This window comes from Shewanella sp. MMG014 (assembly GCF_018100775.1).
GTDB lineage: Bacteria > Pseudomonadota > Gammaproteobacteria > Enterobacterales > Shewanellaceae > Shewanella > Shewanella japonica.
In genome coordinates this window covers 110,671-129,530 of sequence record NZ_JAGJDZ010000009.1, presented here as the reverse complement: position 1 = coordinate 129,530, position 18,860 = coordinate 110,671, and the positions used below count along the sequence as shown (strand labels likewise).

Below are 18,860 nucleotides of genomic sequence, written 5' to 3'. Positions count from 1 at the left end.
GAGACAGTTTATCTCATTATGAGTTTCGATAATTCTCAATTTCCAGTGTTAGCACAAGCTAATACGCCTGAAGATTTAAAAAAGCTACCGCAAGGTATGCTGCCACAGCTGTCTGATGAGTTAAGACAATTCTTACTAAAATCAGTAAGTAATTCCAGTGGCCATTTTGCATCAGGCTTAGGCACAGTCGAATTGACCGTGGCGCTTCATTACGTCTATAACACGCCATTCGATCGTTTAGTTTGGGACGTTGGTCATCAAGCTTACCCGCACAAAATTTTAACTGGTCGTCGTGAACAAATGCATACTATTCGTCAAAAGAATGGTTTGCACCCGTTCCCATGGCGTGAAGAAAGTGAATACGATACATTCAGTGTTGGTCACTCAGGTACGTCAGTTAGCGCTGCTTTAGCGATGGCAGTTGCTGCTGAAAAAGAACAAAAAGATCGTAAAGTTGTTGCCGTTATTGGTGATGGTGCTATGACAGGCGGCATGGTGTTTGAAGCCATGAACCACGCCGGTGATTTACACAATGACATGTTAGTTGTGTTAAATGACAACGAGATGTCAATTTCTGAAAACGTCGGTGCACTCAACAACCACTTGGCACAATTAATGTCGGGCCGCTTTTACACCACGATCCGTGAAGGCAGTAAAAAAGTCCTCAAAGGTATGCCGGTCATTAAAGAAATGGCAAAGCGCACCGAAGAGCACCTTAAAGGCATGGTTGTGCCTGGAACACTATTCGAAGAACTTGGATTCAACTACATCGGCCCTATCGATGGTCATGATGTAGATTCATTAGTCGAAACATTGCGCAATATGCGCGACCTTAAAGGTCCACAAATTCTTCATATCATGACCAAGAAAGGTCGTGGTTATGAACCTGCAGAAAAAGATCCTATCGGTTGGCATGCGGTTCCTAAATTTGATCACACTCAATTTAGAAAGCCTAAAGCGAAACCAAGCTCACCAACCTTCTCGCAAGTGTTTGGTAAATGGTTATGCGATGTTGCCAAAGAAGATGAGCAGCTTTTAGCGATTACGCCTGCAATGCGTGAAGGTTCGGGAATGGTTGAGTTTTCGCAAAAATTCCCTAAACAGTACTTTGATGCCGCCATTGCAGAACAACATGCTGTCACCCTCGGCGCTGGTTTTGCGTGTGAAGGGTTCAATGCGGTTGTGGCAATTTACTCAACTTTCTTACAACGTGGCTACGATCAAATCATTCATGACGTCGCCTTACAAAAACTGCCAGTACTATTTGCCATAGACCGCGGTGGTATTGTGGGTGCCGATGGTCCTACACACCAAGGTGCATTTGACTTAAGTTTTTTACGTTGCGTACCTAATATGGTCATAATGGCACCATCTGACGAAGATGAGTGCCGCCAAATGCTTTATACAGGTTATTGCTATAAAGACGGTCCTACCGCGGTTCGATACCCTCGTGGTAGTGCTACTGGCATTGAGCAAACTGAAGTTATGACTGCTCTGCCAATTGGTAAAGGCTTGATAAAACGTCAAGGCAAACGAATTGCCATTGTTAATTTTGGTACGACATTGGCCGCAGGTTTAGAAGCTGGCGAAGCGCTTGACGCTACCGTTGCTGATATGCGCTTTGTTAAGCCGCTCGATGAAGCTTTACTGGCTGAATTGGCTACTAGCCATGATGTGATAGTGACATTAGAAGAAAACGCCATTATGGGCGGTGCTGGTAGCGGTGTTATTGAAGCATTGCAAAAAATGAAAATCATTAAGCCTGTTTTACAAATTGGTTTACCTGATGAATTCATTAAGCACGGCGCACCCGATGAGATAATTAAAGAATTAAAACTCGATGGTGAAGGTGTACTAGCTCAAATCAATGCCTATTTAGATTAACGTACTCCTTGTTTGATTGCCTCGTCATTTAAACGATTGAAGCGAGTATTTTATTTAAATGGCGATAAGAAGACATAAAAAAGGACTGCAATTGCAGTCCTTTTTTTATGATACTTAATCGCTGTTTTAAAGCTTGAATAGTCTCTTCGTGTGAGCCTATTCGTTTGAGTATCTACGCTTGAGTATCTACGCTTGGGCCACCTTGAGAAACCATAACCATAGCTGGACGGAGTAAGCGTGAATTTAAGGTATAACCCTTCTGCATAACCAACATGACAGTGTCTTTTGGATATTCTGCGCTAGGTTGCATACCAATTGCTTGGTGATGTTCTGGGTTAAATGCTTCGCCGATTGGGTTAACTTGTACCACTCCAAATTTCTCTACTGAACCTAAGAAACCTTTCATGGTTAATTCAACGCCTTCAACGATAGCTTTAGTCGCTTCATCTTCAGGATTAACACCTGTTAACGCACGCTCCATATTGTCCAACACAGGTAGTAGTTCGTTTACAAACTTCTCTAAAGCGAATGCACGTGCTTTTTCAACATCTTTAGCCGCACGAGTACGGATATTTGCTGTTTCTGCTGCCGCACGAATTTCTACATCTTTACGTTCAGCTAATGCTGCTTCAGATGCCGCAAGTTGTTGTTCTAACTCTTCAATTCTAAGGTTAGCTTGAGTTAACTCATCAACTTCTTGTGTTGCTTCAGTTTCAACTTCTGTTTCGATTTCAGTGGTTTCAGCTGCATCAATAACGTCTTGATCTGCTTTATTTGACTCGTTGCTCATTTTCACTCCAGCTAAAAATGCTTTGTTTCTGATTACTATGGGCATATTATGGGGATCAATTTCTTTGTTTCAAGCCTTTGAGCAAATCAAATACTAATATGACCAAAAAGTTCCAAACAATTGGCCTAATCGGCAAACCACACCACAAGGGTACAAACCTCACTTTGAAGCGTTTGCATCATTGGTTGTCGATGCAAGGTTTCGATATTTTAGCCGAAGAACGTGTCGCTTCAGAACTGAAAGTCGACATTGAATCGGTTGATTTAACAGAATTAGGTGAGCGTTGCGATCTAGCCATTGTGGTAGGCGGCGACGGAAATATGCTTGGAGCTGCCAGAGTATTAGCTAGGTTTGATATTGCAGTGATTGGTGTAAACCGTGGCAACTTAGGTTTTTTAACTGATTTACCTCCAGATAACTTCGAAGCGTCGTTGTCGAAGGTGTTAGACGGACAATATGACACTGAGTACCGTTTTTTGCTTGAGGCAGAAGTCCATCGCCATGGCATGCTCAAATCAAGTAATACCGCTGTCAATGAGGCCGTATTGCATCCAGGTAAAGTGGCGCACATGATCCAGTTTGAGGTCTATATTGATGATCAATTCATGTATAGTCAGCGGGCTGACGGTATGATTGTCTCAACACCTACAGGCTCGACCGCGTACTCATTATCTGCTGGCGGCTCAATTCTCACCCCTAACCTGCAAGCATTAATTTTAGTGCCAATGTTTCCACACACCTTATCTTGTCGCCCTATTGTTGTGGATGCAAGCAGTACAATTAAGTTAGTCGTCTCGCCCGATAATGGCGAAAACCTTGAAGTAAGTTGTGATGGTCACGTCCATTTATCAGTATTGCCTGGCGATGAGATTTTAATTAGTCGTAGTGAAGATAGGCTTAGAATGATCCACCCTAAAGGCCATAATTACTTTAATGTTTTGAGAGCCAAATTAGGCTGGGGAAGTAAACTATTTTAAAAGGGCTTTAGAGAAATAAGTGTTTAAGAGAAATTTAAATTGATGCGCATTATTGCGCATCAATTCTTTTATTAAGCTAATCTATATCACTTCACTCAGCAATTAAGCAAGCCTGTAACTGTTCGGTGATAACCGTTTCATCTAATGGCGCGAGAGAAATAACCTCAATCCGAGAGTCCATCGTTTCATCTAACTCCATAACGGATAGTTTGCTATCAGACATATTAAAGCCTGCAATCCCTTCTTCAGTGATCATAACCGCCTTTATACGAACAACATTTTGTTCGATGAGTTGATTGATAAAGACAATAAGCTTATCAAAATCAAAGCATAAACTAGGCTCAAATATCCAACCAATGCTATATGCCCCTTCACCTTGATTCGATTTTACCCAGTAACCACTTTGATTAAAATCTATGGCTTGCAGCAAGGGCTCAGTGGATGACACAGGCTGAAATATTGAAGCAGAGCGATTAGTTAATGATGCCCCTTTACCAAGACCAACTGACTGACTTATCGGCGTTGCCGTCTTTTTAGCTAATGAGCGTGGTTTATCAATATCGTTCAATAACTGGCTTATCGCATTTTCATCAATAGAGCTAACTAAGTTAGCCTCTTTGTTAACCTGCTCGATGAGTAAAGATAAGCTTTTATATTCTTGTGCTTGATATAAGTCCGCTTTACTTGCAAACACAATGTCGGCGATAGAAATTTGTTGATTGAAATTCTCATTTTCACGATACATTTCATTAAGCACTTTGCGTGCATCTACAACACATACCGTTTGATTGACCGATAGTACTTGGCGGTTATATTCGTTGGTTAATACTTTTAAAATCTCAGCTGGATGCCCTAAACCTGTAGGCTCGATAAAAAGTCTGTCAGGTTTGGCTTTTTGAATCAGTTGGTTAATAGCAACTTGAGTCGGGATGCCAGCAGCACAGCACAAACAACCACCAGCAACTTCTTTAATCACCACTTGCTCGGATGAGTGAGTGCCAGCCATTAGACTGGCATCAATACCAATTTCACCAAACTCATTAACTAATATGGCCCATGTTTCATTTTCAGGTTTTAACTTGAGTAAAGACAAAATAAGGCTAGTTTTACCTGCGCCTAAAAAACCCGTAATTACATTTGTTTTGATAGTCTTGAGAATCACCCAACATTTCCTTGTTCAATTAGTACTTAATAAAGCCATAATGATCACTTAGCTTTTTTAGCATATTTACCTTGTCGACTTGGTTTAGCTTTATCATTGCCACGATGACCATTTGGTCTTTTATGCTTAAAAGACTTCTTAGGTTTAACGACTTCAGCCTCACGGTATCTGGCTGGTAAAGGTGCGCCAGCTTCATAGCCAGGCTGAACATGGACTTCTATTTGGCATTGAATTAGCGACTCAATATCACTTAATAATTCCATTTCATTTTGAGCTACTAACGAAATTGCCTGTCCAGCAAGTCCTGCTCGCCCTGTTCGACCAATACGGTGAACATAATCTTCAGGCTCTGGCGGTAACTCAAAGTTAATCACCAAAGGTAAAGCCTCAATATCTAGGCCTCGAGCAGCAAGATCGGTAGCAATCATGACACGCAGTTTACCGCTTTTAAATTCTTCTAACGCTCTATTTCGTGCTCCCTGAGTTTTATCGCCATGAAACACTGCAGCTTTAATACCGTCTAATTTCAACTCTTTAAGAAGGTGTTCTGCAGTTTCTTTCATACTGGTAAACACCATAACTTGTTGCCAATTATTACGGCCAATCAGTTCTGATAACAACTCTGCTTTACGTCGTTTGTCCACTTGAAATACCGATTGAGAAACCGTATCGGCAGTGGCTTGATTTGACACATGCACAAACTCAGGCGACTTAAGCATTTTTGCCGCTAAGCTTTTGACATCTTCTGAATAGGTTGCTGAAAACATCATGGTTTGATGTTGACGATTGACTAAACGCTTTACCTTCTCTATGTCTTTGACAAAACCAAGATCAAGCATCCTGTCAGCTTCATCAATCACTAAATGAGTGACAAAAGATAAATCCAGATCGTACTGGCCAATAATGTCAAATAATCTACCAGGCGTAGCAACGAGAATGTCTACCCCTTTATTTAACGCTTTACGTTGGGGGTTAATGCTTGCCCCGCCATATACTGCGACGCTCTCAAACGGTAAAAATTGAGCGTAATCAACAATGTTACGCTCAATTTGGATTGCTAACTCTCGTGTTGGCGTCATAATTAACACACGGAGTCTTTGCCAAGCTGTTTTAGTCTCTTGTTGCTCAATTTGTTGTGACAACAATGATAATAATGGCAACGAAAACGCAGCTGTCTTACCTGTACCTGTTTGAGCACTTGCTAAAACATCTTTACCTTCAATCACAAGTGGCATCACAACCTGCTGTACTGGCGTCATTTTGTCGTAGCCGCACGCCTTAACCGCATCTAAAATAGGCTGTGAAAAGCCAACAGAATCAAAAGTCATATTTTTCTCTAATCTACACAAGTAATAATGGCGCTATTGTAGCGGCTCAATGACATTTAAGCGATGTATTCAAGGCTGGATCAGTCCCTTTCACTATTAAAACCACAAAATTCAATAAATACTGTTTTTAAGTGCAAAGTAACAGTTTGTATCTTGTGGTTTTTTTTGTTGATTTACCTAGACCAATTAAGCAACATAACCGCAACAAAAACAAAACACAAAAAGGCCCACAATGAAATTGATGTACCCGTTGTTATTTGCATTGACCTTATCTGCATGTGGTGGAAGCTCAGATTCAAGCACAACCGATCCAGTAGAACCTGTCGATCCAAATCCACCTGTAGAAGAAAAAGAGCTTCAAGCTGATATTTGTTACATCATGTCGACATCGCTAGGTGACATTACACTTGCTATCGATACAACAAACACACCGATCACTGGTGAAAATTTTAAAACCTATGTTGAAGAAGAGTTCTACAATGGCACAATTTTTCACCGTGTAATTCATAACTTTGTTTCGCAAGGTGGTGGCTTCACATCAGGATTAGTCGCAAAACCAACTAATGATCCCATTGAGTTAGAAAGTAACGTCGGCTTATCGAATGCTCGCGGCACCATTGCAATGGCAAGAACCAATGTGGCAAATTCAGCAACATCGCAGTTTTATATTAACGCGCTAGATAATACACAGCTGGATTACAGTTCAAGTACAAGTCCTGGTTATGCTGTTTTCGGTCAAGTTGTACAAGGAATGGAAGTCGTTGATCAAATCAATATCACTGATACTAATAGTAGTGATGTGCCGACGACAGATATCGTCATCAACACAGTAACTGAAACCGCTTGTCCTCAAGTTTAACGACCTGAATGATAGCGGGTATATTCTAGTTTTATCGCTAACGGTTTCTCTTATTTAAATGCTGATAACACTTTTAGTTATCAGCATTTTTTTTAGTGGATAATGTGCTCAATATCTCGCAAAAAACTAAAATAAGCGCCAAATCCCCATTTCGTATTAAAACTACAAAATGACAAAAATTTAGTATCAATATATGATTTTCATCACAAACCACAGTGCATTTGGTTGTTACTTTAACGACAGAAAAGAATTTTAACTTTATTAATTTCAAGCGTTGAAGAGGTTTATTATGGCGACTAAATTTTTCATTCCAAGTGTAAATGTTCTCGGTCAAGGTGGTGTTGATGAAGCAATTAATGACATTAAAACATTAGGCTTCAAACGTGCTCTGATAGTCACTGATACGCCATTAGTTAACATTGGTTTAGTAGATAAGGTCGCTGCTAAACTCATCGATAATGGCATTACAGTATTCATCTTTGATGGCGTACAACCTAACCCAACAGTGAGCAATGTTGAAGCCGGTTTAGCCATGCTAAATGCACATGAATGTGATTTTGTTATTTCATTAGGTGGCGGTTCACCGCACGACTGCGCCAAAGGTATTGCATTAGTCGCAACCAATGGCGGCAGTATTAGTGACTATGAAGGTCTGGATGTATCAACTCGTCCACAATTACCTTTAGTTGCTATCAATACAACTGCCGGTACGGCCAGTGAAATGACGCGCTTTTGTATCATTACTGACGAAACTCGTCACATTAAAATGGCTATCGTCGACAAAAACACGACACCAATTTTATCAGTAAATGATCCTGAGCTTATGATTGAAAAGCCGGCAGCATTGACTGCCGCTACTGGTATGGATGCACTAACGCACGCAATTGAAGCATACGTTTCAATCGCTGCCACTCCCATTACCGATGCTTGCGCGATTAAAGCAATCGAGTTAATTAAGGCCAATTTAGTCAATGCGGTAGAGCAAGGCGATAATATTGACGCTCGTGAACAAATGGCATACGCGCAATTCTTAGCGGGTATGGCATTTAATAATGCAAGCCTTGGGTATGTCCATGCAATGGCGCATCAACTTGGTGGTTTTTACGACCTACCTCATGGGGTTTGTAATGCATTGTTACTGCCGCATGTTCAGGCATACAACGCAAAAGTGGTTCCTAGTAAGTTAAAAGACATCGCTAAAGCAATGGGGGTAGATGTTGCTCAACTATCCGATGAACAAGGTGCTGAGTCTGCAATTGAAGCAATTAAAGCGTTATCTGTTGCAGTGAATATACCTGCTAACTTAACCGAGTTAGGTGTGAACCCTGAAGACATTCCAGTCTTAGCTGACAATGCGTTAAAAGATGCATGCGGATTGACTAACCCGCAACAAGCAACACACGCAGAAATTTGCGAAATTTTTACCAACGCTCTATAAGTTAATAAGTACCTAATCAGAATAAGCTGACTCATTGTCTAGCATGATGTGTTAAGAAAGACAGAAATTGTACTGCGGCAAGCTAACTTGGTTGCAGCAGTACGATTTTTATTCAAGTATCGAGCTAAAACAACTGGCAAGTTTGGTATACCTGCTTGGCAGTAATTCACGCTTGTGCTTATAGGCAAACTATCAATATTAAGCGTCAAAAAATAAAGTACCAATCACAGACAAAAATACATAAACAACTGTTTAATATATACTTTTAATTACCATCATTTAAGAACTGTTAACTGGCTCTAACTTCTATAAATAACCATTGACCAAAGTTAAATTAGCAGTCTATGATGAATTACATTCTTAAAAAAGTAGGTAAGCTATGACAGCAATCACTCATGTGTATAACTACACAGTAAGATGTCCTCATTACAAAGAAAATGAAAAACCAGCAAGCTGGTTAAATCATGTCGAAATTAACCAATCTAGTGAAATCGCACTAAATAGAATTACTAAGTGGCACTGTGAGCCAGGCTCAAAAGCATTCGAAAATGGTGAGTTTGTGGTTAGAAAATCTGACACTGACGATACCTACTATGCAATGCAAAGTAACCGCATGTTAAATAACGCCCACTCACTGGTGACGTTTAAAATATTCTTAGACCAATGCTGCCAAGATGCGGATCCCGAAAAAATTGTAGCTCACCTTGTGGAAGATTATAACGGCCGACTGGCTAAAGCTCAGTAAATCAGTCATAACAACTTAATAAAGCACAATTGTTTTCTAAAATCTCCACTGACTCGTATATCGTTCTAAATGGAAAACAGTCATATCAACCCGACAATACGTTGTGATTGTCGGCGTTGTTTTAACTGTAATTAACTTTCCAACTCCGCGCATATTTTGTGATCGACTCTTCGTTTTTGGTAACAGCATTGATATGCGATCACAGTTTATCGATCAAAATCTGACGAACTCCCCGGTATTACTATATAAACACTGCTCAAATTTCTATTTTAATATCAGAACACAGCGAACTTACAGGCTCAGTCAATTGAACTTAGTCTCACTGAAAACAAGTGATTTAAAACGCGTTTACAATTAGCCCAGCTTTATCAAACTTATCTTTACATTATAAAGGTAAGACGAGTTGATAAGGTTCAATATGGCCAAGCTATTCGATTTCTGCCATTAACCAAATTAACAAGTGAGCTAATTGACGTTCATATAACGCTCCAAATAGAAATTAACTGAATTTTTAAACTTACCTTTATAGGAGCATCATCAGATGCAAGCAGTTCCAAATATCGTCATTATTGGTGGCGGCGCAGGTGGTATGGAAATCGCCACAAAACTTGGTCATAAAGTTGGCAGAAAAGGCAAAGCAAAAGTCACATTAATTGATTGCGCCGAAAGCCATGTGTGGAAGCCGTTATTGCACGAAGTGGCAACAGGCGCATTAGATATTGGCCTAGATGCAATCAGCTATCGAGGCCACGCATCAGCCCATGGTTATCATTTCCAGCAAGGTGCGATGATTGATATTAATCGAGACGAAAAACAGATTGTTTTGGCGCCAATTAATGACGAAGAAGGTCAAGAGCTGTTACCAGCGCGCCATATTCCATATGATTATGCCGTAATCGCAATTGGTAGTGTTGCAAACGACTTCAATATACCAGGCGTTAAAGAACACAGTTTATTCCTAGATAACACTGAACAAGCCATGTCTATTCGTAAAATATTACTGAATAAATTCATGCGCTACGCAAGCCACCATCAACTTGATGAAAAAATCAAAATTGCTGTCGTTGGCGCTGGTGCTACAGGTGTGGAAATGTCGGCGGAAATGCACCATGCAGTTGAACAACTAAGTGGCTTTGGCTATAAAATTGATACTAGCTTGCTTGAAGTGACCTTAATTGAAGCTGATGAACGTATTTTACCAAAGGTCGATAAGGTAGAAATTTCAAATTCAGTTACCCGTGAGCTGAAACAGCTTGGCGTAAACGTGATGACAAATACGCGTATCACACAAGTAACCCCTGAGGGGTTATCAACAACTGAAGGCAACTTAATTCCTTCAGACATGGTTATTTGGTCTACTGGTGTAAAAGCGCCTGACTTCCTGAACAATATTGGTGACCTTGAAAGCAACCATATCAATCAGGTGATGGTAAAGCAGAACATGCAAACGACGCTAGATGACCATATTTTCTCAATTGGAGACTGTGCAGCGTGCCCACAAGAAGATGGCAGCTGGGTACCGCCTAGAGGTCAATCAGCAAGACAAATGGCGTTAATGACAGCCGATAACATTATATTAATGCTTGATGGCAAAGCACCTAAGAATGAATATGTGTATAAAGATTTAGGCTCTTTGGTAAATTTATCTAAGTTTCATACTGTCGGTAATTTAATGTCATTCATGGGCGGTGGTGTATTAGTGGAAGGTAAAATTGCCCGTTTCGTTTACACTTCTTTATATCGTCGTCACTTGATTGAATTACACGGTGTAGTTAAAGGGACATTAATGATGTTGGCTAAAGGCATTGGTCGCATCATTCATCCACATTTGAAACTACATTAAAGGCAGGTAAGCCCTTTTAGGCTTTTAGTGCGTTTTAGCAAAAGCCCATTTCAATATTGAAATGGGCTTTTTTGTTTTAAGCCTTACGCAGCATTCGCTCTGATCCCATGTGGCACAGGCAAACCACGTTCATTGATATTCACAAAAACAACTTTATCAACAACCGCAATAGGCGCGTTTGTTGATTGATTTCGTGCTTTACAGCGAAGTGTTATAGAGCTTTGACCTAAGCTAATAATTTCCATTCCAAACTCAACTACATCACCCAAGCTTGCTGAGCACATAAAATTAATTTCCGACACTAGCTTGGGCATCAATAATTTACTGTGCATTTCACATCGAGCATAAAGAGACGTTTCTTCATTTAGCCACTTCATCAACTGGCCACTGCATAATTTTTTATCTGAATTTAAATCAACTAATTTGACAATATGACGGCCTAAATATTCCATGATATTGATCCTTTTATAGAGAATACCCCTAAAGAGGTAGCAACATTGATACCACCAAGGTAAATACATGAAATATAAGGAATAGAACAAAATAAACTTAACCCAAAAGAGATGGCTTGCGCTACAAATGAGCATAACATGAGTAAGATTGCACGATAAAAGCGCAACGATAGTCGCTCGCTACGCTTTGTCTTTGATTGGCAATATTTTAGATAAACTACTTAGTGAGAGCCTGAGGCAAACATGCTTTAAGTGCTTTAACAAACGTCAGTATGTCTTGTCGGCTAATATCTTTATGGGTCACAAAGCGAAGAGAATAACTAGAACTGATTAATATCCCTTGTTGTGCGAGTAACAAGGTTAAATGCTTTACATCAAAGCGTTTATCTAACGTCGCAAAAACCATATTAGTCTGCACTTGTGAAATATCTACGTTAAGCTCAGGCATCTCAAGTAAATGTTGCGCGAGTAAAGCTGCATTATCGTGATCTTCTGCTAATCTATCAACCTGATCGGTAATCGCAAGTTCTGCGGCGGCTGCGATTATCCCAGCCTGACGCATACCACCACCTAACATTTTACGCCATCGAATTGCTTTATTAATTAATCGCTCATCGCCTAACAAAATTGATCCAATTGGCGCCGATAACCCCTTTGATAAACAAATAGAAACAGAATCAAAATATTGGGTAATATCACTTATCGCTACATTTTGAGCCACTGCAGCATTGGCAACTCTAGCACCATCAAGGTGAATTTTTAAATTATGATTAAACGCTAACGCTTGGGCATCAGCCAAATATTGTTGCGGTAGGACTTTTCCCCCAATCGTGTTTTCAATGCTCAGCAAGCGAGTTCTGGCAAAGTGCACATCATCGGGTTTAATTGCTGCTTCAATATCCGTTAATAAGATACTGCCATCAGCTTGATTATTTAGCGGTTGCGGTTGAATACTCCCCAGAACGGCAGCCCCACCACCCTCAAATTTGTAATTATGAGCCTGCTGACCACAAAGGTATTCATCGCCTCGGTCACAATGGCTTATCAAGGCCAGTAAATTGGCTTGAGTGCCTGAACTAATAAACAAGGCACTGTCAAAGCCGAATCGCTCAGCGGCCATGTCTTGCAAACGATTCACCGTCGGGTCATCGCCATAAACATCATCGCCGACTTCAGCATTCGCCATTGCCGCTCGCATCGCATCGGTAGGTTTTGTGACTGTATCACTACGAAAATCTATCATGTTTGTTCTCATCAACATCAAGCTTGTAATAAGCAGCTAAATTAAAGGCATTCATTCTACCTTAATTAATCATGCCTTCATTATTTAATGTCACACCATTTGAACCAATTCAGCCTATGTTGATTAAATTTGTCACAAAAAAAACCAGCAACAAGTGCTGGTTTTTTTAAAAGAGTTACAGACTTATTTGGCAGGCATCTCTTTTAAGTGAAGATCCATTTGTGGGTATGGAATTTCAATATTCGCTGCATCAAGTGCATTTTTAATTTGTTCAAGTAGTTCGAACTTAGCACCCCAATAATCTGGTGTCTTTACCCAAGGACGTACAACAAAGTTAATTGAAGAATCAGCAAGCTCAGCCAGTGCGATTGTGTACGCAGGATCTTTTAAGACATAGGCATTGTTGTCTAACACTTCAGTTAATATTTTCTTGGTTTGAGCAATATCAGCACCGTAGCCAACACCAATAACCATATCGATACGACGTTTTTCTTGTGCAGAATAGTTGGTAATTGTGCCATTCATCATTGCTGAGTTAGGAGCAACAATCACCTTGTTATCAGGCGTTAAAAGACGTGTTGAAAAGATAGTGATTTCATCAATCGTACCAGAGACACCTGCCGCATCAACGTAATCGCCTACGCGACATGGACGAAATACAACCATAAGCACGCCAGAAGCAAAGTTTGATAATGAACCTTGAAGCGCTAAACCTACCGCTAAACCAGCCGCACCTAATACAGCAACCAATGACGCTGTTTGCACGCCAATTTGGCCTAAAGTGGCGATAATGGTAAATACAAAAACAACGCCCCAGACTAAGTTACCGACAAAAGAGGCAACTGTTTCATCAATTTTACGACTTAGCATCATCTTAGTGGTTAAGTTCTTAGCCACGTTTGATAAGTACTTACCGATAATAAAGATAACAATTGCCATGACCACTTTCAGTCCATAAGTGACTATAAATTCTGGCGCTTGTTGCATTAAGCCTTCAATATTTTCCATTGTTTAACTCCCTTAATATAAATTATTTTGTACTTTTACTATTTAATAAAATGTCTACTCGTCTATTTAATTGACGTGATTCTTTAGATAAATTATCAGTCATAGGCTGACTGCTGCCCTTGCCTAACACTTCTATAAACTCTGTATTAACGCCATACTCTTTACTTAGTAATGACTTCACTGCTTTAGCCCGTGCTAAAGACAAGGCGTTATTAAACTGCTCTGATCCAATATTGTCTGTGTGCCCTACCAACAACACCTTTGCGGAATGCCTAATCTCTGGTAAAAATGCCTGTAAAGAAGCTCTCTGCGTTTGCGATAAGTCTGCGTGAGCAAATTCAAAGAATAGCCGCATTGGAGATTCAATAGCTGAAACTGAATAACCTTGCACATCAGCAACATCTGCAGCTTTTTCATCGATGACATTCGTTTCACTTGATAACAAAGTAAGGTCCTGGCAGCCATTGGCTAACACAACCGCATCAGCGGGTGTATCAGGACATGCATCTTTTTTATCTGGTACGCCGTCTTTATCGGTATCAACCCACGCCGAACAAGGTAAACTCAAACTTAATAAGCAAGCTAAGACAAATACTTTGTAAAACATCTTGCCTCCACGCTTATAAATCCAAGATTAGGCATGCGAAAACAGCACATGTTACTAACACGTAAATCAAACAATTGAATATCTAATTAAGACAAACAGATCCAAAGAGTTACATTTTATCTTTTTGTTAACAGATTGCAAAGCAATTAACCAAACTTACTCTAGTATAGGTAGGATTTTTTAACTTGCTTATCCTTAGCCCCTCTCGCTTCAACACTGCATTAACCAAAACAGTGAAATACAAGCTTGAACTTGCACCAGCGTTAAACGAATACAAACCCACTACAAATCTCAACAAAGGTATCTAAAAATCCAACGAAGTTGTGATTTTATACAAGTATTTACAGAGCCAGATGTCGCATTAGCATTGACTTTTAAGGCCTTTAAAGGGTATATAAGGTTAGCTTTTTGAGGTTTTAATGATTAAAACTTTAAAATGATGACATTTAATATAATAAATAAACAACAAAGTGATTAATTTTATAGCAACTAAATTGAAACACTAACGGGCGTAGACCCTTAAATAATCAATACGTTGAAATTAATCACCATTTGCAGACAACAATTTCTGTGGCGACCCTTGTCCCGCAGGCAATCACAAGCTTAAGGTGGAAGACTTAATGAGCAATGCAAAACCACAGGGGACCATGCTTGGTCATCCCAAGGGGCTTTTCCTGCTGTTTACAACAGAATTATGGGAAAGATTTAGTTACTACGCAATGCGCGCCATTTTGGTGCTCTATCTAGTCGATAAGGTTCAATCAGATGGTGGTCATGGTCTTGGTTGGACACAAGCAGATGCAATCTCTCTTTATGGTACTTTCACAGGTCTAGTATACTTAACACCGCTTATTGGTGGTTGGTTAGCTGATAATTATTTAGGCCAACGTAAAGCCATCATGATTGGTGGTGCATTAATGGCTGCTGGTCAATTTACTTTGGCATTTCCTCATAGTTGGGCACCAGGTGCCGAAACGACTATTTTCTATATCGGTCTATTTACTCTTATCATTGGTAACGGCTTATTTAAGCCAAATATCTCTACTATGGTAGGTGACTTATATGAAGAAGGTGATCACCGTCGTGATGGTGCATTTACTATCTTCTATATGGGTATCAACGTAGGTGCATTCCTTTCAGGTATTATTGTTGGTTCGGTTGTTGCAGCTTACGATGGTAACTTCCAAATGGGCTTCTTGTGTGCAGGTATCGGTATGGTACTTTCACTGATTATTCAATTTGTTTTTGCGCAAAAATTATTAGGTGACATTGGTCGCTACCCTGCTGCAAAACTTGAAAAAGAGAAGCAAAAAGAAAAAGGTGATGTACGTAAAGAGCCATTAACCAAAGTTGAGCGTGACCGTATTAAAGTGATTATGGTTATGGGTCTGTTCACCATTATCTTCTGGGCTGGCTTTGAGCAAGCTGGTGGTCTGATGAACTTGTTCACTAATGACTTTACTGACCGTATGATTGGTAGCTGGGAAGTACCAACAACTTGGTTCCAGTCTTTAAACGCTATGTTTATTGTTATTTTTGCGCCAGTGATAGCCTCTATTTGGGTACGTCTTGGTAAAAATGAGCCTAACTCACCTGTAAAATTTGCTTTAGGTTTAGTATTACTGGGTATTGGTTTCCTATTCATGATTGGTGCGGTATTAGAAATGGGCGGTGACGCCAATGCCAAATCAAGCATGTGGTGGCTTGTAGGTGCATACTTCTTCCATACTATGGGCGAACTATGTTTATCTCCAATCGGTCTATCAATGGTAACTAAACTTGCTCCACTGCGTATTGCTTCTCTAATGATGGGTGCTTGGTTCCTATTCGTTGCTATTGCAAACAAAGTTGGCGGCATTGTAGGTTCATTCATTGGTCATGGTGGCGAAAAAGAAGAGCAACTTGCTAATGCAATGGCTATTTTCGCTGGTATCGCAATTACTTCTGCTGTATCAGGCATTATCCTTTACTTCATGGCTGACAAGCTCGTTGACTGGATGCACGGCGCTGAAGGACACAATGAAAGCGAAGAAGAAGCATTAGCAGAAGAAATCGCTGTTACTGCTGAACATGAAGCGATTAAACCAAGTTAATCGATAAGTGTTAAAAAGCTAAAAACCTCGCAATTGCGAGGTTTTTTTATTTTACTTTCTTAATGCTTGTTGGCTAATGACTTATCACTTATTTATAAACTTGAAACAGCCCTAAATAAACCCACCTTGTCTTATACTAGTAACCCACTAGTTAACCGCTAACTCAATAAAACCACCAGCAGGAACAGTTTCATCATAATATAATCCGTCAAATTCATTATTCAAAAGTTTATTACGATGCTGACTAATATTACTGGCGATACAAATTTTTTCTTCAGGCATTAACGTTCTAAACTGCATACTTGGTTTATTCCATTCAACAGTTCCCAGCTGTAACGATTCAGACATTGCCAATGGCGCAAGCCCATTATTATTACGTAAATAACAGCGTAAACCGCTACCAGCCTGCCCTATTGCCACTCTAAAGTTACTTAAATCAATGCAGACATAAACAATATCTACAAATAGATTAATGCCAGAATTAACCATACGGTCATTTAGGTAGCTCAACATATTAAACGGCTCAATGAGTGTGGTGCTCAATCCATTTCTAAATAACTTTAGTTTTTGATTTACGAAACTTCTTAATAGTACGCAGCCAAATGCAGCACGATTATCCTCGGGATGGAAATGAGCCATATACATCATTAAGTGATTGTCACCCACCATCGTTGAGTCAATAAAGTAGGCACTGACATCACTATTTTTGCAGAGGCTATAATGAATTTTAGCTGATGGATAACACACATTTGATGCAGGAAATAATTGCTGCTGAACACTTTTAGCCGCTTCTGAATTATGTTCAAGCAAACTGAAATTATCAGTTAACTCTTGGTAGGATAAATCCTGACTCATGTTTGCCGCTGAATTAATCACCGCGTCGCTATCATTAAAATCGAGATGTTCTAATTGCGTGTTTTGTGGGGAAATAGCTTGCAAGATGGCTTGTTCGATAATACTAAAATCAGCCAAAGGTTTAACCAAATAATCACTGGCGCCATATCGCAAAGCCTCAACAACATCGGCCATGACATTGTTTCCAGAAATGACGATTGAAGGCACTGCTGGATTAATTTTAATAATTTGCTTGAGCATCCCTAACCCATCGAGTTTAGGCATACTCAAGTCTGCAATCACAATATCAACAGTATGAGCCTGAAACTCACTGACTCCTTCGTTACCATCTGCGGCTTCGAATACAACAGCACCTTGCTGGACTAAAAAATCGGCCAACAATTGCCTAAAAACTGAATCATCTTCAACTAACAGCACAGCGACATCTGTTAATGCCATACTTTTCCCCGGCAGATTATCTACCGGCGAAATAATTAGTCCGGCAGGTTTACTCGAGCTCTAATAGGTATTCTTCGAGTAACTCGTCATCGTCTTGTTTTGAAGGCACATTGCCGTCATAAACTTTATAATCCATATACTGAAAATAGGCTTCTTTTACAAAGGTATATGGATCAAGCGCATTATCCAATAAGCGTTCTTGATCAATAGCAGCAGCACGAGAATCAAGGTTTTTTAAACCCCATTTCAAAATGGACTGCCATAACAAGAACTCTGATAAAGGAAAGTATAGACCATCAACCCAATCTGAGGCGAGTTCCCTTGTCACATAGGGCCCAAAAAAAGGCGCCATAAAATAAGGCCCATTTGGTACACCGTAATAGCCCAAAACTTCGTTAAATTGATCTTGTTTTCTTACCATCCCCATCATGTCAGCAACATCAATAATGCCGAATAAACCTAAGGTGGTATTAACTGTGAAGCGGCCACCAGCATTGGCCGCCCAGCCCCATTTTCCTTGTAATGCATTATTCACAAGTGAACTTGGCTCTTCAAAGTTACGTACAAAGTTATTGACACCTGATTTAACGGGTAAAGGTAAATAGTCGTTGTAGCCGTGGGCTATGGGGCGAAATAAATGCCTGTCTAACACCAAGTAATTAAAGTCCCACATTGCACGGTTAAAACCTTCAATGGGATCTCTTGGGTCGTTATAAATAACTTCAACCGCTGGTTTTACGGTTGCTTGAGGTGCATTGGTTGAAGCTTCTTCAGCGTGCGCTAAAAAAACCGAATTACCCAACATCAAAGAAAGTAACATCCATTTATACTTCATACATCTCTCTTTAGGGAATTAGTAACTACCAGCAATTGACAATATTTATGATACTAATGAGTACGTTATATACATATGATGAGATCAAATAGAGACTACAAAGAAAGTTGGAAATCATCATATTCTTGCTGATAGTGTTAAAGCTTAATCTTAGTAAGTCGATAAAAGAGCACTGAGGTTATAACTTGTTCGTTGAGCTTATCGGCAACGATAAATAACAAAATTATTTAAACAATAAGTCAATATTTGTAAGTTTAGCAATGTTACAAATAGCACCAAGTGACTTACGATTAGGCTACACAA

At 39.8% G+C, this 18,860-nt stretch carries 16 protein-coding genes; 7 read left to right on the top strand and 9 right to left on the bottom strand.

Annotated elements, in window-relative coordinates; translation table 11 throughout:
• Nucleotides 1-18 precede the first annotated feature (18 nt).
• Nucleotides 19-1,884 carry a 1-deoxy-D-xylulose-5-phosphate synthase gene (gene dxs / locus J8L86_RS15165; RefSeq protein ID WP_065108515.1) on the top strand — a complete coding sequence of 622 codons (1,866 nt, stop codon included), beginning with the start codon at nucleotides 19-21 and terminating at the stop codon, nucleotides 1,882-1,884.
• A gap of 172 nt (nucleotides 1,885-2,056) precedes the next feature.
• Here dxs and grpE read toward each other — a convergent pair whose 3' ends face one another.
• The gene (gene grpE / locus J8L86_RS15160; protein WP_065108516.1) at nucleotides 2,057-2,674 is read right to left on the bottom strand and encodes a nucleotide exchange factor GrpE; all 618 of its coding nucleotides are present in this window, start codon (nucleotides 2,672-2,674) and stop codon (nucleotides 2,057-2,059) included.
• Nucleotides 2,675-2,772: 98 nt separating this feature from the next.
• On the opposite strand from grpE, the gene nadK reads away from it, so the two are divergent.
• Entirely contained in the window at nucleotides 2,773-3,651 is an 879-nt protein-coding gene (nadK, locus tag J8L86_RS15155; RefSeq protein WP_055024988.1) for an NAD(+) kinase, read from the top strand.
• 91 nt (nucleotides 3,652-3,742) lie between these two features.
• Here the strand turns inward: nadK and J8L86_RS15150 are convergent, their stop codons facing one another.
• Both J8L86_RS15150 and J8L86_RS15145 read right to left on the bottom strand, forming a co-directional pair.
• Nucleotides 3,743-4,813 carry a GTP-binding protein gene (locus J8L86_RS15150; protein WP_065108517.1) on the bottom strand — a complete coding sequence of 357 codons (1,071 nt, stop codon included), beginning with the start codon at nucleotides 4,811-4,813 and terminating at the stop codon, nucleotides 3,743-3,745.
• Nucleotides 4,814-4,857: 44 nt separating this feature from the next.
• Nucleotides 4,858-6,141, bottom strand: a complete 1,284-nt coding sequence (locus J8L86_RS15145; protein ID WP_065108518.1) for a DEAD/DEAH box helicase — start codon at nucleotides 6,139-6,141, stop codon at nucleotides 4,858-4,860.
• Nucleotides 6,142-6,373: 232 nt separating this feature from the next.
• Here J8L86_RS15145 and J8L86_RS15140 point away from each other — a divergent pair, with 232 nt between their 5' ends.
• The 4 genes from J8L86_RS15140 (at nucleotide 6,374) to J8L86_RS15125 (ending at nucleotide 11,026) form a co-directional block, all read left to right on the top strand.
• Complete coding sequence (locus J8L86_RS15140; protein ID WP_065108519.1) at nucleotides 6,374-7,000, top strand: peptidylprolyl isomerase; 627 nt, start codon at nucleotides 6,374-6,376, stop codon at nucleotides 6,998-7,000.
• Between the two features lie 289 nt (nucleotides 7,001-7,289).
• Entirely contained in the window at nucleotides 7,290-8,438 is a 1,149-nt protein-coding gene (gene yiaY / locus J8L86_RS15135; RefSeq protein ID WP_211030938.1) for an L-threonine dehydrogenase, read from the top strand.
• 379 nt (nucleotides 8,439-8,817) lie between these two features.
• Nucleotides 8,818-9,183, top strand: coding sequence for a hypothetical protein (locus J8L86_RS15130; protein WP_055024993.1), 366 nt, complete (start codon nucleotides 8,818-8,820; stop codon nucleotides 9,181-9,183).
• Nucleotides 9,184-9,724: 541 nt separating this feature from the next.
• Complete coding sequence (locus J8L86_RS15125) at nucleotides 9,725-11,026, top strand: NAD(P)/FAD-dependent oxidoreductase (RefSeq protein WP_211030937.1); 1,302 nt, start codon at nucleotides 9,725-9,727, stop codon at nucleotides 11,024-11,026.
• Between the two features lie 83 nt (nucleotides 11,027-11,109).
• On the opposite strand, the gene J8L86_RS15120 is transcribed toward J8L86_RS15125, so the two are convergent.
• From J8L86_RS15120 to J8L86_RS15105, 4 genes are all read right to left on the bottom strand, one after another.
• On the bottom strand, nucleotides 11,110-11,478 hold the full coding sequence (locus tag J8L86_RS15120) for a hotdog domain-containing protein (protein ID WP_055024995.1): 369 nt from the start codon (nucleotides 11,476-11,478) through the stop codon (nucleotides 11,110-11,112).
• Nucleotides 11,479-11,695: 217 nt separating this feature from the next.
• Nucleotides 11,696-12,733 carry a low-specificity L-threonine aldolase gene (gene ltaE, locus J8L86_RS15115; RefSeq protein ID WP_348772659.1) on the bottom strand — a complete coding sequence of 346 codons (1,038 nt, stop codon included), beginning with the start codon at nucleotides 12,731-12,733 and terminating at the stop codon, nucleotides 11,696-11,698.
• Nucleotides 12,734-12,904: 171 nt separating this feature from the next.
• Nucleotides 12,905-13,729, bottom strand: coding sequence for a mechanosensitive ion channel domain-containing protein (locus tag J8L86_RS15110; protein ID WP_055024997.1), 825 nt, complete (start codon nucleotides 13,727-13,729; stop codon nucleotides 12,905-12,907).
• Between the two features lie 22 nt (nucleotides 13,730-13,751).
• The gene (locus tag J8L86_RS15105; protein ID WP_211030935.1) at nucleotides 13,752-14,336 is read right to left on the bottom strand and encodes an OmpA family protein; all 585 of its coding nucleotides are present in this window, start codon (nucleotides 14,334-14,336) and stop codon (nucleotides 13,752-13,754) included.
• A gap of 620 nt (nucleotides 14,337-14,956) precedes the next feature.
• On the opposite strand from J8L86_RS15105, the gene J8L86_RS15100 reads away from it, so the two are divergent.
• A complete protein-coding gene (locus J8L86_RS15100; RefSeq protein ID WP_055024999.1) occupies nucleotides 14,957-16,429 on the top strand; it encodes a peptide MFS transporter in 1,473 nt (490 codons plus the stop codon).
• A 147-nt stretch (nucleotides 16,430-16,576) separates the two neighbouring features.
• Here J8L86_RS15100 and J8L86_RS15095 read toward each other — a convergent pair whose 3' ends face one another.
• Nucleotides 16,577-17,722: a response regulator gene (locus J8L86_RS15095; protein WP_055025000.1), complete on the bottom strand. Its 1,146-nt coding sequence runs from the start codon at nucleotides 17,720-17,722 to the stop codon at nucleotides 16,577-16,579.
• A 49-nt stretch (nucleotides 17,723-17,771) separates the two neighbouring features.
• A complete protein-coding gene (locus J8L86_RS15090; protein WP_055025001.1) occupies nucleotides 17,772-18,557 on the bottom strand; it encodes a VacJ family lipoprotein in 786 nt (261 codons plus the stop codon).
• Between the last annotated feature and the right edge of the window lie 303 nt (nucleotides 18,558-18,860).

Excerpts from the sequence above, each read along its gene's own strand:
- dxs (WP_065108515.1), top strand. The coding sequence starts at position 19 with ATGAGTTTCGATAATTCTCAATTTCCAGTGTTAGCACAAGCTAATACG.
- grpE (WP_065108516.1), bottom strand. The coding sequence starts at position 2,674 with ATGAGCAACGAGTCAAATAAAGCAGATCAAGACGTTATTGATGCAGCT.
- nadK (WP_055024988.1), top strand. The coding sequence starts at position 2,773 with ATGACCAAAAAGTTCCAAACAATTGGCCTAATCGGCAAACCACACCAC.
- J8L86_RS15145 (WP_065108518.1), bottom strand. The coding sequence starts at position 6,141 with ATGACTTTTGATTCTGTTGGCTTTTCACAGCCTATTTTAGATGCGGTT.
- J8L86_RS15140 (WP_065108519.1), top strand. The coding sequence starts at position 6,374 with ATGAAATTGATGTACCCGTTGTTATTTGCATTGACCTTATCTGCATGT.
- yiaY (WP_211030938.1), top strand. The coding sequence starts at position 7,290 with ATGGCGACTAAATTTTTCATTCCAAGTGTAAATGTTCTCGGTCAAGGT.
- J8L86_RS15130 (WP_055024993.1), top strand. The coding sequence starts at position 8,818 with ATGACAGCAATCACTCATGTGTATAACTACACAGTAAGATGTCCTCAT.
- J8L86_RS15125 (WP_211030937.1), top strand. The coding sequence starts at position 9,725 with ATGCAAGCAGTTCCAAATATCGTCATTATTGGTGGCGGCGCAGGTGGT.
- J8L86_RS15120 (WP_055024995.1), bottom strand. The coding sequence starts at position 11,478 with ATGGAATATTTAGGCCGTCATATTGTCAAATTAGTTGATTTAAATTCA.
- ltaE (WP_348772659.1), bottom strand. The coding sequence starts at position 12,733 with ATGAGAACAAACATGATAGATTTTCGTAGTGATACAGTCACAAAACCT.
- J8L86_RS15110 (WP_055024997.1), bottom strand. The coding sequence starts at position 13,729 with ATGGAAAATATTGAAGGCTTAATGCAACAAGCGCCAGAATTTATAGTC.
- J8L86_RS15105 (WP_211030935.1), bottom strand. The coding sequence starts at position 14,336 with ATGTTTTACAAAGTATTTGTCTTAGCTTGCTTATTAAGTTTGAGTTTA.
- J8L86_RS15100 (WP_055024999.1), top strand. The coding sequence starts at position 14,957 with ATGAGCAATGCAAAACCACAGGGGACCATGCTTGGTCATCCCAAGGGG.
- J8L86_RS15095 (WP_055025000.1), bottom strand. The coding sequence starts at position 17,722 with ATGGCATTAACAGATGTCGCTGTGCTGTTAGTTGAAGATGATTCAGTT.
- J8L86_RS15090 (WP_055025001.1), bottom strand. The coding sequence starts at position 18,557 with ATGAAGTATAAATGGATGTTACTTTCTTTGATGTTGGGTAATTCGGTT.